Annotated in this window: 13 protein-coding genes; 5 read left to right on the forward strand and 8 right to left on the reverse strand. The window is 72.0% G+C overall.

The features are described 5' to 3' along the window. Positions 1–6: 6 nt before the first annotated feature. The 5 genes from IE206_RS14080 to IE206_RS14100 are packed head-to-tail and all read right to left on the reverse strand — an operon-like array spanning position 7 to position 4,829. On the reverse strand, positions 7–741 hold the full coding sequence (locus IE206_RS14080) for a response regulator transcription factor (RefSeq protein ID WP_189962468.1): 735 nt from the start codon (positions 739–741) through the stop codon (positions 7–9). 38 nt (positions 742–779) lie between these two features. Continuing rightward, positions 780–1,373 carry a DUF5666 domain-containing protein gene (locus tag IE206_RS14085; RefSeq protein WP_189962469.1) on the reverse strand — a complete coding sequence of 198 codons (594 nt, stop codon included), beginning with the start codon at positions 1,371–1,373 and terminating at the stop codon, positions 780–782. A gap of 26 nt (positions 1,374–1,399) precedes the next feature. After that, the gene (locus IE206_RS14090) at positions 1,400–2,617 is read right to left on the reverse strand and encodes an ABC transporter permease (RefSeq protein ID WP_189962470.1); all 1,218 of its coding nucleotides are present in this window, start codon (positions 2,615–2,617) and stop codon (positions 1,400–1,402) included. After that, complete coding sequence (locus IE206_RS14095) at positions 2,614–3,465, reverse strand: ABC transporter ATP-binding protein (protein WP_189962471.1); 852 nt, start codon at positions 3,463–3,465, stop codon at positions 2,614–2,616. The genes IE206_RS14090 and IE206_RS14095 overlap by 4 nt, the downstream gene beginning before the upstream one ends. Continuing rightward, the gene (locus tag IE206_RS14100) at positions 3,462–4,829 is read right to left on the reverse strand and encodes an efflux RND transporter periplasmic adaptor subunit (RefSeq protein ID WP_189962472.1); all 1,368 of its coding nucleotides are present in this window, start codon (positions 4,827–4,829) and stop codon (positions 3,462–3,464) included. Before IE206_RS14100 ends, IE206_RS14095 begins: the two co-directional genes overlap by 4 nt. Before the next feature lie 296 nt (positions 4,830–5,125). Here IE206_RS14100 and IE206_RS14105 point away from each other — a divergent pair, with 296 nt between their 5' ends. Then, positions 5,126–5,731, forward strand: coding sequence for a hypothetical protein (locus tag IE206_RS14105; RefSeq protein ID WP_189962473.1), 606 nt, complete (start codon positions 5,126–5,128; stop codon positions 5,729–5,731). Between the two features lie 67 nt (positions 5,732–5,798). Here the strand turns inward: IE206_RS14105 and IE206_RS14110 are convergent, their stop codons facing one another. Continuing rightward, positions 5,799–7,226: an alkaline phosphatase family protein gene (locus IE206_RS14110; RefSeq protein WP_189962474.1), complete on the reverse strand. Its 1,428-nt coding sequence runs from the start codon at positions 7,224–7,226 to the stop codon at positions 5,799–5,801. A gap of 263 nt (positions 7,227–7,489) precedes the next feature. Here IE206_RS14110 and IE206_RS14115 point away from each other — a divergent pair, with 263 nt between their 5' ends. Next, complete coding sequence (locus IE206_RS14115; protein ID WP_189962475.1) at positions 7,490–8,326, forward strand: enoyl-CoA hydratase/isomerase family protein; 837 nt, start codon at positions 7,490–7,492, stop codon at positions 8,324–8,326. 18 nt (positions 8,327–8,344) lie between these two features. Here IE206_RS14115 and IE206_RS14120 read toward each other — a convergent pair whose 3' ends face one another. After that, entirely contained in the window at positions 8,345–9,262 is a 918-nt protein-coding gene (locus IE206_RS14120) for an SDR family oxidoreductase (RefSeq protein WP_189962476.1), read from the reverse strand. 58 nt (positions 9,263–9,320) lie between these two features. Beyond that, the gene (locus IE206_RS14125; protein ID WP_189962614.1) at positions 9,321–10,994 is read right to left on the reverse strand and encodes an eCIS core domain-containing protein; all 1,674 of its coding nucleotides are present in this window, start codon (positions 10,992–10,994) and stop codon (positions 9,321–9,323) included. Between the two features lie 395 nt (positions 10,995–11,389). Between IE206_RS14125 and IE206_RS14130 the strand changes: the two genes are divergently transcribed. Genes IE206_RS14130 through IE206_RS14140 form a run of 3 tightly spaced genes read left to right on the forward strand, consistent with a single transcriptional unit; the run spans position 11,390 to position 14,639 of the window. Beyond that, a complete protein-coding gene (locus tag IE206_RS14130) occupies positions 11,390–12,358 on the forward strand; it encodes an NADPH:quinone oxidoreductase family protein (RefSeq protein WP_189962477.1) in 969 nt (322 codons plus the stop codon). Further along, the gene (locus IE206_RS14135; protein ID WP_189962478.1) at positions 12,355–13,536 is read left to right on the forward strand and encodes an acyl-CoA dehydrogenase family protein; all 1,182 of its coding nucleotides are present in this window, start codon (positions 12,355–12,357) and stop codon (positions 13,534–13,536) included. Before IE206_RS14130 ends, IE206_RS14135 begins: the two co-directional genes overlap by 4 nt. Then, positions 13,533–14,639: an acyl-CoA dehydrogenase family protein gene (locus IE206_RS14140; protein WP_189962479.1), complete on the forward strand. Its 1,107-nt coding sequence runs from the start codon at positions 13,533–13,535 to the stop codon at positions 14,637–14,639. The genes IE206_RS14135 and IE206_RS14140 overlap by 4 nt, the downstream gene beginning before the upstream one ends. The last annotated feature ends 30 nt before the right edge of the window (positions 14,640–14,669 follow it).

Below are 14,669 nucleotides of genomic sequence, written 5' to 3' on the forward strand. Positions count from 1 at the left end.
GACACCTCAGGACTGCGGGCGGCGCAGCACATAGCCGATGCCGCGCACGGTGTGGATGAGCTTGGGCGCGCCGTCGGCCCCGGAGTCCACCTTGCGGCGCACGTACGAGATGTACGACTCGACGATGCTGTGGTCGCCGCCGAAGTCGTACGCCCACACATGTTCGAGGATCTGCGGCTTGGACACGACGCGGTCGGCGTTGGTCATCAGGTAGGCGAGCAGTTTGAACTCGGTCGGGGAAAGCGAGACGGGCCGCCCGGCCCGCAGGACCTGGTGGCCCACCGGGTCGAGTTCGAGATCGCCCGCCACCAGACGGCCCTCGCCGCTCGGGCCGCCGGTGCGGCGCAGGATCGCGCGGATCCGGGCGATCAGCTCCTCCAGGCTGAACGGCTTGGTGACGTAGTCGTCGCCGCCCGCCGTCAGACCGCTGATCTTGTCGTCGACGCCGTCCTTCGCGGTGAGGAAGAGCACCGGCAGATGGTCCGGGCCCGGGCCGCCGCCGGGCTCCTCGCGCAGCCTGCGCACGACCGCGAAACCCGTCATGTCGGGCAGCATCACATCGAGCACCACCAGGTCCGGGCGCTCCTTGGCGACGGCGGCCAGCGCGTCGGCCCCGGTGGCCGCCGAGACGACCTTGAAGCCGACGAAGCGCAGCGAGGCCGAGAGCAGTTCCCTGATGTTGGGCTCGTCGTCGACGACCAGCAGGCTCGCCTCGGGCATGGCTGCGTCCGTCGGGGCCATCGGTTTCCTCCTCGTGGCGGCGTGGGTGTCTTCGGCGATCAGCCCCGGCCGCCGCCGAAACCGCTCGCGCCGCCCTGGGTGACGGTGGTCGCCGCGACGTCCCCGGAGGCATTCTGACTGCCGCGCACCGTCACCGTCTGGCCCGGCTGCAGATCGGACACCTTGCCGCTCTTGGACTCGGTGACCTGGGTGCTGCCGGCCGTGGTGACCTTGACGACGTTGCCCTGGGTGTCCGTGACGTAGATGGTGCTGCCGTCGACGAGCTTCACCGTACCGATGGTCAGGCCGCCCGCCGCGCCCGGGATGCCTCCGCCCTGGCGCTGGCCGCCCTGCCCGGCACCGAAGCCCTGGCGCTGGCCGCCCTGGCCGTTCTGCGCGGCCCCGCCACGGGCGGCCGCGGACGGCGTGCCGCCCTGGCTCTGGTTCTTCTCCACCAGGGCGCCCCCGGCGAAGGCGAGCCCCGCCACCAGAGAGCCCGAAAGCAGCAGCGTCAGCCAGGGCAGCCGCTGGCGCGGAGGTGCGCTGAGCTCTGCCGAAATGTCCCGGGCGTCCGGTGGTTCGGCGAGGATGTCCTCCGGGTCGCCGGTCTTCGTGGGGCCAGCGCTCTCCAAAATCTCGGCGTTGCCGAACATGTCCTCTCCCTGTCCGTACATGGGGTTCACTCGTGCCGCAGGGCTTCGATGGGCCGCAGGCTCGCGGCCCGGTTGGCCGGATAGCCGCCGAAGAACAGCCCGATGGCCACGGCGATCGCGAAGGCGCCGACGACCGATTCGGGGATGATCACCGGCTTGATGCCGACGATCGTGAAGTGCGAGCCGATCAGGCCCGCAGCGACGCCGAGCCCGCCGCCGATCAGCGAAAGCAGCGTCGACTCGGCGAGGAACTGCCCCAGGATGACGCCCCGCGGCGCTCCGATCGCCTTGCGGATGCCGATCTCGCGGGTCCGTTCGGTCACCGTCACGAGCATGATGTTGGTGATGCCGATCCCGCCGACGAGCAGGGAGATCGCCGCCACCGCGCCGAGCAGCACCGTGAACGTCTTGTTGGTGTCCGCCTGCGTGGTGAGCAGGGAGGCCTGGTTGCTGACCCGGAAGTCGAGCGCGTTCGGGTCCTTGATGCCGTGCCGGCCCATCAGGACGGTCGTGATCTCGTTCTGGGCCTGGCTCGTCGCGTCCGCCGACTTCGCCTCGACGAGGATCTGGCCGATCGAGCCGAAGCCGGTGAAGGCGTTCTGCACGGTCGGCAGCGGCGCGATCACCACGTCGTCCGGGTCCTGGAACCCGGTGCCGCCCTTGGTGGCGAGCACCCCGACCACCGTGAACGGCGTGCCACCGAGCGTCATCTTCTTGCCGACCGGGTCGGCCGTGCCGAACACGTCCGTCGCCGTGGTCGAGCCGATCACGGCCACCTTGCGCGAGCCGAGCACGTCGTCGGAGCTGAAGTAGTCGCCCTTGGTCACCTTGCTGTTGGACGCCTTGAAGTACGCCGGATAGGTGCCCACGACCTGACTCACCGCGTGCGAGGTGCCCTCGTACAGCGCGGTCTGCGATGTGGTGGTCTCCGGGGCGACCGATTCGATGTGCGGCGCGGACGCGGGGTCGGCGAGCGCGCGGGCGTCGTCCACGGTCAGCGGCTTGGTGACGGTGGCGCCCGATGAGCGCGAGCCGCCGAAGCCGCCGCCCGAGGACACCGTGAGCGCGTTGGTGCCGAGCTTCTCGATCGAGTCCTTCACGGCCTGCGAGGAGCCGTTGCCGACCGCGAGCAGCACGATGACCGCGGCCACACCGATCAGCACCCCGAGCATGGTCAGCGCGGAGCGCACCTTGTTCGCCGCGAGCCCGCCGAAGGCGAAGCGCAGCGTCTCGAACGGGCTCACCGGCCGCCTCCGACCAGGGATTCGTCCTCGCGCAGGGCGGGCGGCGGACCGCCGACGGGAGCCTGCCGTACGTCGTCGACGATCCTTCCGTCGACGAGCCGGACGACCCGCTTGGCATGCCGGGCCACCTCGTCCTCGTGCGTGATCAGCACGACGGTGCGACCCGCCGCGTTCAGCCGGTCGACAACGGAGAGCACCTCCTCGGTGCTGCGGCTGTCCAGATTTCCGGTGGGCTCGTCCGCGAGCAGCATCGCGGGCGCCGTCACCAGGGCCCGGGCGACGGCCACCCGCTGCTGCTGACCGCCGGAGAGCTCGTTGGGGCGGTGGTCCATCCGGTCGGCGAGCCCGACCAGGGTGATTGCCGCCTCGGCCCGCCGGCGCCGCTCGGCGGGCTTCACGCCCGCGTACGCCAGCGGCAGCTCGACCTGGGCGAGCGCGGGGGTGCGCGGCACCAGGTTGAACGACTGGAAGACGAAGCCGATCTTGCGGTTGCGCACCAGCGACAGCTGGCGCTCGTCGAGCCCGCCGACGTGGATGCCGTCGAGCAGATACCGGCCCGACGTCGGCACGTCGAGGCAGCCCAGGATGTTCATCAGGGTCGACTTGCCCGAGCCCGAACTTCCCATCACGGCGACGAAGTCGCCCTGCTCGACGACGAGTTCGACGCCGAGGGCCTGTCCGCTCACCGGGTCGATGGGCCCGCTGAGCGCGGGGACGGCCGCGTCGCCGTGCCCGTACGTCTTGATCAGTGAGCGCACCTCGATCACCGGCGCCGGAGCCCAGGGCCCGTCGGCTGACGCCGCCTCGGGCAGCGTCGCGGTTCTGCGCGGCCACAGAGGCGGGGTCATCCGCGGCCACCCCCGCCGCCACCGGCACGGAAGCCGCCGCCACCGCCCCCGCCGCCGCGGGTGCGTGCGCCTCCGCCACCGAGGCCGCCGGGGAAGGCGCCGCTCGGGAAGCCGCCGTTGCCCGTCGCGGACACGCTGGCCAGCTGCACCTTCTCGCCCTCGCTCAGACCGCTGAGGATCTGGTCGGAGCTGTCGCCCTCCAGACCCACCGTGACAGGAGTGCGCTCGGTGGTGCCGTCCGCCTTGACCACGGTCACCGTACGGTTGGCGCCGGTGCCGGTCACCGCTGCCGTCGGCACCGACAGGGCGCCGGACGCCTCGCCCGTGACGACCTGGATGCTCGCGCTGAGCCCCGTGCGCAGGTTGGTGGTGGGGCTCGTGATGGTGAGCGTGGCGGCGTACTGCACGGCGCTCCCCGAACTGCTGTTGCCGCCGCCCCCGCCGGAGCCCGAACCGGAGCTGACGGGCAGTGAACTGACCGACAGAACCTTGGCGTTGAGGACCGTGTCCGACTCCGCGTTCAGCGTGACCGTCGCCGCCTGGCCGGGCTTCACCTTGAGCGCGTCGGCCTCGGAGAAGTTCGCGGTGACCTGCATGCCGGACGGGTTGGTGAGGACCACGAAGCCGGACAGGGCCGAGGAGGACGATGAACTGGCGCTGTTGGAGCCGGAGTTGGATGCGTTGCCCGAACCGCCGCCGCCCCCGTTCGTGCCGTTGCCGCCGGTGCCGGTGACGGTGTCGCCCGTCTTCGCCGACACGGACGCGACGGTCCCGGCGACCGGGGCCGTGAGCGTGGTCCCGTCCACCGCGCGCTGTGCCGCGTCCACCGCGTTCTGGGCCTGGGTGAGCTGGGCTTCGGCCTGCGCGAGCTGCGCGGGGTCGACCGTCGGCGAGGCAGCCGGGACGGGCGCGGTGTTGGCGGAGCCGCGCGTCGAGGAGCCGCCGCCCGAACCGGACGCCGTGCTCGAACTCGGCTGGCCCTCCTGCGCCTTGGTGAGGTTGGCCCGGGCTGCCGTCAGCGACGCCTCGTCCTGGGCGAGGGTCTCCTTGGCGGCGGTGGCGTCCACCTTGCCGAGGACCTGGCCGCGGGACACCTTGTCGCCCGGCTTGACGTCGACCTCGGTGAGCTTGCCGCCGGTGGTGAAGTTCACCCCGGCGTCGCTCGGCGAGGCCAGCGAGCCGGAGCCGGACACGGTGGCGAGGACCGTGCCCTTGGTGACCTCGACGGTCTTCGAGCCGGCCCGCGCGGGGGTGTCGCTGTGGCTGGTCACCGCCGCGTAGGCACCGCCGGCGCCCGCCAGGACGGCCACACCGAGCACCGAGTTGATCAGGACGGCTTTGCGCCGTCGTGGGAGCACCTTCATGACGGCGGATCCTGGCCGCCCGCACTTTGGAACGTCTGGGAGCTTTCTGGGAGTTCCCTGGGAGCGCCGACGCCGGTGAATCTTCGGATTACGGGCGTGAGGGTACGTATCGGATCACCACGGGTGTCCCGTCGGCCCCGCACGGGCCCGGACGTCCAGGGAACTCCCAGCCCTTCCCCCGGAGGCGCCCACCCGGGTGGGGTTCAGTCATGGGTCGCCGACGGCGTACCACTCCAACGAGGCCGTCGTCACACCGACGCACGTCGTCAGACCGACGCACCGAGGAGACACCGGACATGACCTGGACCAAGCGCCGGCCCGCCACCGCGCGCGCCGCGATCGCCGTGCGGGCCGCCGTCTCAGCCGCCGCCGTCGTCGCGTGCGGACTGTTGCTCGCGGCCTGCTCGTCCTCGGCCGCCGCCCCCGGCGCCCAGGCGAAGCCCGCGTCCTCCGCGTCCGCTTCCAAGGGCATGGACGCCTACCGCCAGTGCCTGGCGCAGCACGGGGTCACGATGGCGCCCCGGCCCAGCGGCAGCAGGCGGCCGCGGGGTGCTGGCAGGCCGAGCGGGGGTACGCGCGGCCCCGGAGGGTTCGGTGGCTTCGGGGGCGGGGCCTCCGCGGATCCCGCCCAGCGGCAGGCGGCGCAGGCCTGCGCGAGTCAGCGCCCGCAGTTCAACGGGCGGGGTGGCGGCGGGGCCGAAAGCACCGCGATGAAGGCGTTCACCGGCTGCCTCAAGGACCACGGGGTGGTGCTGCCCTCCGCGTCTCCGGGCGCCGGGGGTGGCGTGCGGGGCCTCAACACCTCGGACCCCAAGTCCGCGCAGGCCTTCGCGGTCTGCAAGGCCCTGCTGCCCCAGCGGCACTCGGGTGCCCCGGCCCCGTCCGCGAGCCCGACCGCCTGACTTTGCCTTCAGGCGTGAACGGTGTCTGGGGGCGGAGCCCCAGGGGGCTCCGCCCGGCGGGGGGGGGCTACACGTGCGGACGGTGGCCCGGCTCCTGCTTGGGGAAGTGCTGGGTCGCCCCGGGCAGCGTCGGCTTCGGCAGCGTGGCCACCTCGCGCTTGGCCTCCTCCAGCTGCTTCGCTGTGTCGTCCGGCAGCTTGGGCGGCCGGGGCGAGGTGCTGCTGAACCGGAAGGCGGAGGTCAGATCGCCGAAGGTGCGACGACGCCACTGGCTGATGTTCGGCTCCTCGACCCCTGTGAAGTGCTCCAGGAACCGCAGCGCCGAGGTGTGGTCGAAGGCCTCGCTCGCCACCCAACCACCCACGGTCCAGGGCGAGATGATGATGGCGGGCACCCGGAAGCCCCCGCCGATCGGCAGACCGCCGATGAACTCGTCGGCGGTGCCCGCCTTCGGGGTCGGCGGTGCCACGTGGTCGAACAGGCCGTCGTTCTCGTCGTAGTTGAGGATGAAGGCGGTCTTCGCCCACACCTTCGGGTTGGACGCGATGGCCTCGATCTTCTGCGCCACGAAGTCGGCCCCCGCAGCCGGCAGGTAGTCGGGGTGCTCGGACTGGTGGCTCGTCGGCATGATCCAGGAGACCGCCGGGAGCCGGTCGCCCCGGGCGTCGTCCTCGAAGGTGCCCTCGGGCTGCGGGCGCACTCCGCGCTCGTACAGCGGAGACCCCGGCTTGGCGTTGCGGAAGGCCTGGAACTGCTCAAGGACGTTGCAGCCGTAGTCGTCGTCCTGCTGGTAGACCTTCCAGCTGACCCCGGCCGCCTGGAGCCGCTCGGCGTACGTCGTCCAGCGGTACGGCGTGGGCGCGGAGTTGCTGATCACCGGGCCGCCCTTGGTGCCGCCCGGGTCGATGCTGGCCGTCATCCAGTACAGGCGGTTCGGCCAGGTCGGGCCGAAGACGGAGCAGAAGTAGTTGTCGCAGATGGTGAAGGTCTCCGCGAGCGCGAACTGGAACGGGATGTCCTCGCGCGTGTAATAGCCCATCACATAGGGCCCGTTGACGCCGTCCGCCTTGCGGTGCGCGGGCAGCCACCGGTCCATCCTGCCGCCGTTCCAGGCCTGGTGCTGCACGGCCCAGGCATGGCTCGTGGACGGGATGGCCTGCGCGCTGGTGCTGTGGGTGTCCAGGTGGAACGGAAGCAGGTAGCCCCGCGGGTTCACGGAGTCGGGCTGGTAGAACACCGAACGCCCGTTGGGGAGCTTCAGGGCGCGGGGATCGCTGAACCCGCGCACGCCCGAGAGAGTGCCGAAGTAGTGGTCGAACGACCGGTTCTCCTGCATCAGCATGACGACGTGCTCGACGTCGCGGAGCGAGCCGTTGCGTGGCGGTCCGGCGGCGACGGCCTTCTGCACGCTGGGCGGCAGCAGGGACAGCGCCGCGGCGCCGCCGATGGCTCCGGCCGCCGATCCCAGCAGTCTGCGTCGTGTCAACTCGGCCATGAACGCCCCTTCCAGAGCTGTCGGTTGATACCGGTGACGTGGACCTGCCAGTCAGTCTGCCGCTGTTGGGTGTGGGGCGGTGGTGGGAACCGATGAACACGCGCCCAACGAAGAGCAAGGGCTTGCCAAAGCGCGGGCCGGAGCATCACCCGGCCCGGGCGGCGACCCCTCCCGCAGGGGTGCGCCATGCATGGAAGTCCCTTAATCTCGACGGATCCAATAAATCTGATGAGTCGTCAGTATGATAAGGAACGGGAGGGGTGATGATCGACATCCTGGACCGGCGGGTCGCCGAGGGCGAGGAACGGATCCGGCTCGACGTCACCGGCTCCGGCATCGCCGTCCTCACCCTGTGCCGGCCGGACAAGCTCAACGGGTGGAGCTGGGAGTCGAGCCGCCAACTGGGACTGCTCGCCGACCGCATCCGCTTCGACGAGTCGGTCAGGGTCGTGCTGCTGCGGGCCGAGGGCCGCGCCTTCTGCGCCGGCATCGACGTCACCGCCCCCGGCGGCGCCATCACCGGACGCTCCCCGGCCGAACGCACCCACCGCTACTACGAGGGCATCCGCTGGGTCCACGAGCGCTTCGCCGCCTTCGCGGGGCTGCCGCAGCCCGTGATCGCCGCCGTCCAGGGCTACTGCCTCGGCTTCGGCTTCGAGCTGGCTCTGATGGCCGACATCCGGATCGCCTCCGACGACGCCGTCTTCGCGCTGCCGGAGACCGGCATCGGCGTGGCCGTCGACGCCGGGGGCGATCTGCGCACAGCGCGCGACGCGGGCGCCGGCTGGGCCAAACTGCTCGCGCTCACCGGCCGCCGCATCGACGCTCCCACCGCCGAACGCAACGGGCTCGTACAACTGGTCGTCTCCAACGGAGAGTTGGACGCGACTGCCATGGAGCTGGCCGCCGAGATCGCGGCCAACGCACCCCTGGCCGTCCGGTCCGTCAAGCGCAACATCGACGCCTTCGCCGACGCGGGGCTCGCCGCGGCCCTCGACCGTACGGCCCTGGCCGCCGCCCTCACCCTCACCTCCGAGGACGCCCGCGAGGGCTACGCCGCCAAGGCCGACCGGCGCCCGCCCGCCTTCGAGGGGAAGTGAACCGCGCCATGGGGTGCCCTACTCCCCGAACGGTCCGCGCCCCAGTTGTTCCCGCACGCTGCTCACCGGCGGCGTCACCAGCGCCCGCCGCTGCCAGTTCGCCCCGTCCACCACCAGCGTGTGACCGCTGATGAAACGGGCGTACGGGGAGGCGAGGAAGGTGGCCGCCCAGCCGAGCTCGCGCGGCAGCCCCACGCGCAACGCGGGCTGGCGCAGGGCCAGTTCGCCGTCGTCGGCGGCCCGGTCGAGGCCGGCCCGGATCGCCTCCGGCAGATCCGGGTGCGGCATCAGGCCGGGCACCAGACCGTTGACCTGGATGCCGTACGGGCCCCACTCCACGGCCAGCGTCTCCACGAGATTGCGCACGCCCGCCTTCGCCGCCGCCGAATGGGCGTGACCCGGGCCGCCCGTCCAGGCGTACGAGGCGCCGATGCTGATCACCGAGCCGGGGGTGCCGGCCGCGAGGTGGCGGCGGGCGAACTCGCGGGTCATGAACCACGTTCCGGTCAAGGTGATGTCCAGGACCGCCCGCCAGGCGTTGGGCGACAAGTCCTCCGCAGGAGAAGGGAAGTTGGCGGCGGCGTTGTTCACCAGGACGTCCGGGACGCCGAGCGTCGCCTCGGCCGCGTCGAAGACCTCGGCGATCCGTTCAGGCTCCCTGATGTCGCACACCGCGGCCGCCACCCGCCCGCCGAGCCCGGCCAGCTCCTGCTCGGCGGCTTTCAGCCGGTCCGCCGAGCGGCCCACGATCATGAGATCGGCGCCGAGCCGAGCGAACTCGGCGGCCATGGCCTTGCCGAGCCCCGAGCCGCCCCCGGTCACCAGGACCACACTGCCCTCGTACGTCCCCGGCGGCAGCGCGCACGCGCCGAGCGGGGGAGGCGCGGGCAGCCCGGGGTGCGCGGGACGTGGGGGCCGTGCGGCGTCGTCCGTCATGGCGCATCCCTACCGGCTGCCGCGCCAAACCGCCATGGCCGTGCGGAGATTCGGACCTTCAGGAGACGAGGACCTCCAGCCAGGGGCTCATCAGGACGCCCTGGGCGCCGTTCGGCTGGTTCTTGAGATTGCCCAGCGCCTGCTCCTGGTCCTGGGTGCCGGACGGCCAGAAGGTGTAGCCGCCCTCCTGCGGGATCAGCGCCCAGTACTGATAGTGCGTCAGGGTGAGGTAGACCCGCTTCTGGATGTAGTCCAGGACCACCTTCACGTCGTGCACGCCCCGGCTTCCCGCTCCGGTGTACTCGGCGAAGCCGCGCGGAGCGGTGGCCGCGTTCTGCACCGACGAGCCGGCACCCGACTGCGAGGCCGTGGCGTAGTGGTTGTGCAGGGCCGTGGCATGAGCGGGGATCTCGTCGGCGTCGTAGCCGTTGGCCGGGAGCTTGCCGCTGTCGTCCTGGTGCCAGCTGCGCAGCGTGCCCGGGGCGGAGGGGCTCTTGTCCTTGCGCCGCTGCTGTTCGGGGGTGCGTTCGTCGACGACCACTGCAGAGCCGGGGTCCGCCTCCAGCTGGTAGCGCACATCGAAGATCAGGTTCAGCAGCGGGCGGGGCAGCAGGTTCTGGGCCTGCTGCCAGTCGAGGCGCTTGAGCGCCCGTTCGCCGTGGTTCCGCGGGCGCGGGTCGTCGGCGACCGGGGCCGCGTGGGGCCCGAGCTCCGCGGCCACCTGACGGTGCATGGTCTCCTCGTCGGGCCAGCGCGGTTCCTCCAGCTGGTCCGCGGTCTTCCGCGAATGCGCGTACTGGTACGCCTTGTCGCCCTCCTGGCTGTACCGGGTCATCGAGTTCGGCACCGTACCCACACCGGGGCCGGGGACGTGCCGCGTTCCCTCGACGGTGGAGGTGTAGTCGTCGAGGTACGCCTCCTCACCTTGCAGGACGGTGTTCACGTCGGTCACCAGGGCGTCCATCGCGGCGCGCACCGCCGCGGGATCGGCGGTGGCGCTCTTCAGGCTGTCCACCAGGGCCTTCAGAGCGGTCGCGATCGGGCTGCCCTTGCCCTGTACCTTCGCGGCGCGCACGGCGTCGTCCCGGACCGCGAAGAAGAAGTACTGCTTGAGCTGAGGCAGCGTCAGGGCATCTACACCGCGCCCTCGTTCGTACATTTCCGGGGTGATCCTGATGATCCGCTGCACCGCCGCCGTCTGCGGGGTCCCGGCCTGCGCAGCCGATCCGGCGGCAGCCGCACCGTCCTGCGCGTGCTCCTGTCCGGCCCGCTGCACCGGCGGGCCGGACATCGCCCGCGTCGCGTTGGCTTCGGCTTCCTTCTCGAAGCGGTCGGACGGGTCGGAGACCTTGAGGCCGGAGCCGTTGTCGGTGCCGGCGACCGGGCCTTGCCTCTGCTGGATGACGTGGGTCAGCTCGTGGGCCAGGGTGTGCTTGTCGGCTCCGCCGTCGCCGATGACGACGTGGCTGCCGGAGGTGTAGGCGCGGGCGCCGACCTCCGCCGCCGAGGCCTTGGCGGCGCTGTCGTTGTGGATGCGCACGTCCGAGAAGTCCGCGCCGAGCCGGGACTCCATGTCCGTACGGGTCGCGTCATCGAGCGGCTTGCCGCCGGAGCGCAGCACGTCATGGACCGCTGACCGCTGCACCTCCGGCTCCTCGGTCTGCTGATGGCCGCACCCGGCGCCGTGCTGGTGCTGCTCCTGCACGCTGTCGAGTCCAGCCTGGCGCAGCATCTGCACGACGGCCTTGTTGCCGGCACCGCGCTGGAGGGCGAGCAGCTTCTGGAGCGGTGTGCCACTCTCTGCCGAGGGCCTGCGGGCGGAGGGGCGGCCGGCTTCGGACTCGGTGGTCCTGACGTGGTCGTGGTCGTGGTCGTGCAAGAGGGCCTCTTCCCGAGTGGAACGCGATCTGTTCCTGCTTAGCCGGTGAGCGGCGGCCGGGGCCAGGGCCCCGAGGGCAGAAAAGACCTGGCTGAACGGGCAGAGCCGGTGACAGGGGGATACCACCGGAGGGGCCTGATCCGCCGGGCTGTTTCCCATCAGGCAAGCAACCGCTTAGTATGCCCGCGAGCAGTGGAACGTACTCAGCGGTACGCAGCCGTATCGCGCCCAGCGTGTGGAGGCCCCGAATGCAGGCATGGCGAGTGCACGAGAACGGCGAGCCGGGCGAGGTGATGCGGCTCGAAGAGGTGGACCGGCCCGTGCCGGGCACGGGCCAGGTGCTGCTGAGGGTGCGCGCCGCGAACATCAACTTCCCTGACGCGCTGCTCTGCCGGGGCCAGTACCAGATCCGTCCGCCGCTGCCGTTCACGCCGGGCGTGGAGATCTGCGGCGAGACCGAGGACGGCCGCCGGGTGATCGCCAACCCGGCGCTGCCGTACGGCGGGCTCGCCGAGTACGTCGTCGCCGACGAGGCGGCCCTGCTCCCCGCGCCCGAGGCCCTGGACGATGCCGAGGCCGCGGCCCTGCACATCGGTTACCAGACCGGCGTGTTCGGACTGCACCGCCGGGCCCACCTCCAGGAGGGCGAGACGCTGCTCGTGCACGCCGCCGCCGGGGGAGTGGGCAGCGCGGCCGTGCAGCTCGGCAAGGCCGCGGGTGCGCGCGTCATCGGTGTCGTGGGAGGATCGGAAAAGGCCGCCGTGGCACGGGAGTTGGGCTGCGACCTCGTCATCGACCGGCGTGCCGACGACATCGTGGCCGCCGTCAAGGAGGCCACCGGCGGGCGCGGCGCCGATGTCATCTTCGACCCGGTCGGCGGTGACGCGTACGCCAAGTCGGCCAAGTGCGTGGCCTTCGAGGGCCGGATCGTGATCGTCGGCTTCGCGAGCGGATCCGTTCCCGCGCCCGCGCTCAACCACGCGCTGGTGAAGAACTACTCGATCGTCGGGCTCCACTGGGGCCTGTACGCGCAGAAGGACCCGGCCTCGATCGCGCGCTGCCACGAGCAGCTGACCGAGCTCGCCGCCCAGGGCGCGATCAAACCGCTGATCAGCGAGCGGGTCCCGCTGAAGGATGCCGCGGCCGCCGTGCAGCGCGTCGCCGACGGTACGACCACCGGCCGTGTGGTCGTCGTCCCGGACGGAGCCGCCCGATGACCGATGCCGCCGAACTCCGTTCCCGTACCCGCGAGTTGCTCGCCGCGTATCCGCCGGCCACCACCGAACCCCTCGACTTCCTCAAGGCCCGCTTCGACGCCGGGCTCGCCTGGGTGCACTACCCGGTCGGCCTCGGCGGCCTCGACGTGCCGCGTTCGCTCCAGGCCGTCGTCGACGCCGAGCTCGCCGCCGCCGGGGCGCCCGACAACGACCCCCGCCGGATCGGCATCGGCCTCGGCATGGCCGCGCCGACCGTCCTCAAGTACGGCACCGAGGAGCAGAAGCGGCGCTTCCTGCGCCCGCTGTGGGTGGGCGAAGAGGTCTGGTGCCAGCTGTTCAGCGAGCCCGGCGCGGGCTCCGACCTCGCCGCGCTCGGCACCCGTGCCGTACGCGACGGAGACGACTGGGTGGTCGACGGGCAGAAGGTGTGGACGTCCAGCGCGCACCTTGCCCGCTGGGCCATCCTCATCGCCCGCACCGACCCCGGCCTGCCCAAGCACCAGGGCATCAGCTACTTCATCTGCGACATGACCGACCCCGGTGTCGAGGTGCGGCCGCTGCGTCAGATCACCGGTGAGGCCGAGTTCAACGAGGTGTTCCTCACCGGCGTGCGCATCCCCGACGCCCACCGGCTCGGCGAGATCGGCGAGGGCTGGAAGGTCGCCCAGACCACCCTCATGAACGAGCGGGTCTCCATCGGCGGCATGCGCATCCCCCGCGAGGGCGGCATGATCGGCCCCGTCGCCCGCGCCTGGCGCGACCGGCCCGAGCTGCGCACCCACGATCTTCACCAGCGCCTGCTCACCCTGTGGGTGGAGGCCGAGGTCGCCCGGCTCACCGGCGAGCGGCTGCGCCAGCAGCTCGTCGCGGGCCAGCCCGGGCCCGAGGGCTCGGGCATGAAGCTCGCGTTCGCCCGCCTCAACCAGGAGATCAGCGGCCTGGAGGTCGAACTCCTGGGCCAGGACGGCCTGTTGTACTCGGACTGGACCATGCGCCGGCCCGAACTCGTCGACTTCACCGGCCGCGATGCCGGATACCGCTACCTCCGCTCGAAGGGCAACTCCATCGAGGGCGGCACGAGCGAAGTACTCCTGAACATCGTCGCCGAACGCGTCCTCGGCCTGCCCGCCGAGCCGCGCAACGACAAGGACGTCGCCTGGAAGGACCTCGCCCGATGACCGACTCCGTCGCGGAAGCCACCCCCGACCTTCTGTACTCGGAGGCCGAGGACGACCTCAGGGCGGCCGTGCGCTCCCTGCTCGCCGACCGCACCGACACCCCCGCCGCGCTCGCCCGCGCCGAGTCGGACACCCCGTACGACCCGGAGCTGTGGCGTTCGCTCGGCGCCGGGATGGACCTCGCGGGGCTGCTCGTCCCCGAGAAGCTCGGCGGACAGGGCGCCTCGCACCGCGAGGCCGCGGTGGTCCTGGAGGAGATCGGCCGCGCGGTGGCCCCGGTCCCGTACCTCACCAGCGCCGTCATCGCCACCGAGGGGCTCCTCGCGCTGGACCCCGAGGTCGACGAAGTCGCCTCTCTGCTCAGGGAGTTGGCGGCCGGGCGCCGGACCGCGGCTCTCGTCGTACCGTTCTCGGCGGGCCCGCACTCGGTGCGGCTGCCCGGGACGCTCGCCGGGACCGTCAGCGCCGTCGCCGACGCGGCCACCGCCGATGTGCTGCTCGTGCCGACCGGCGAGGGCCTGTACGCCGTCGATGCCACCGATGCCGCGGTCACCCCGCTCACGCCGCTCGACCTGACCCGCCCGCTGGCGGCCGTCACCCTCGACGGCGTCACCGGCACGCGGCTCGCCGACGCGGACACCGCGCTCGCCGCCGTGCGCCGGGGCCTGCTTGCCGGGGCCGGGCTGCTCGCCTCCGAGCAACTGGGCGTCGCCGAGTGGTGCCTGACCGAGACGGTGACGTACACCCGCGAGCGCAAGCAGTTCAACCGGCCGGTCGGCTCCTTCCAGGCGCTCAAGCACCGGATGGCGCAGCTCTGGCTGGAGGTGGTCTCGGCGCGGGCCGCAGCCCGCAACGCCGCCGACGCACTCGCCACCGGCAGCCCCGAGGCGCCGCTCGCGGTGGCGGTCGCCCAGGCGTACTGCGCCCGGGTCGCCGTACACGCAGCCGAGGAGTGCGTGCAGCTGCACGGCGGCATCGGCATGACGTGGGAGCACCCGGCCCACCTCTACCTGAAGCGCGCCAAGTCGGCCCAGATCGCGCTCGGTTCAGCGGGAGAACACCGCTCGGCGATCGCCGAACTGGTCGACCTGCAGGCACCCTGACGGCGGGTTTCCGCCGTCGCTTCGGTCGGC

Source organism: Streptomyces violascens (genome assembly GCF_014649955.1).
Taxonomy (GTDB): domain Bacteria; phylum Actinomycetota; class Actinomycetes; order Streptomycetales; family Streptomycetaceae; genus Streptomyces; species Streptomyces violascens.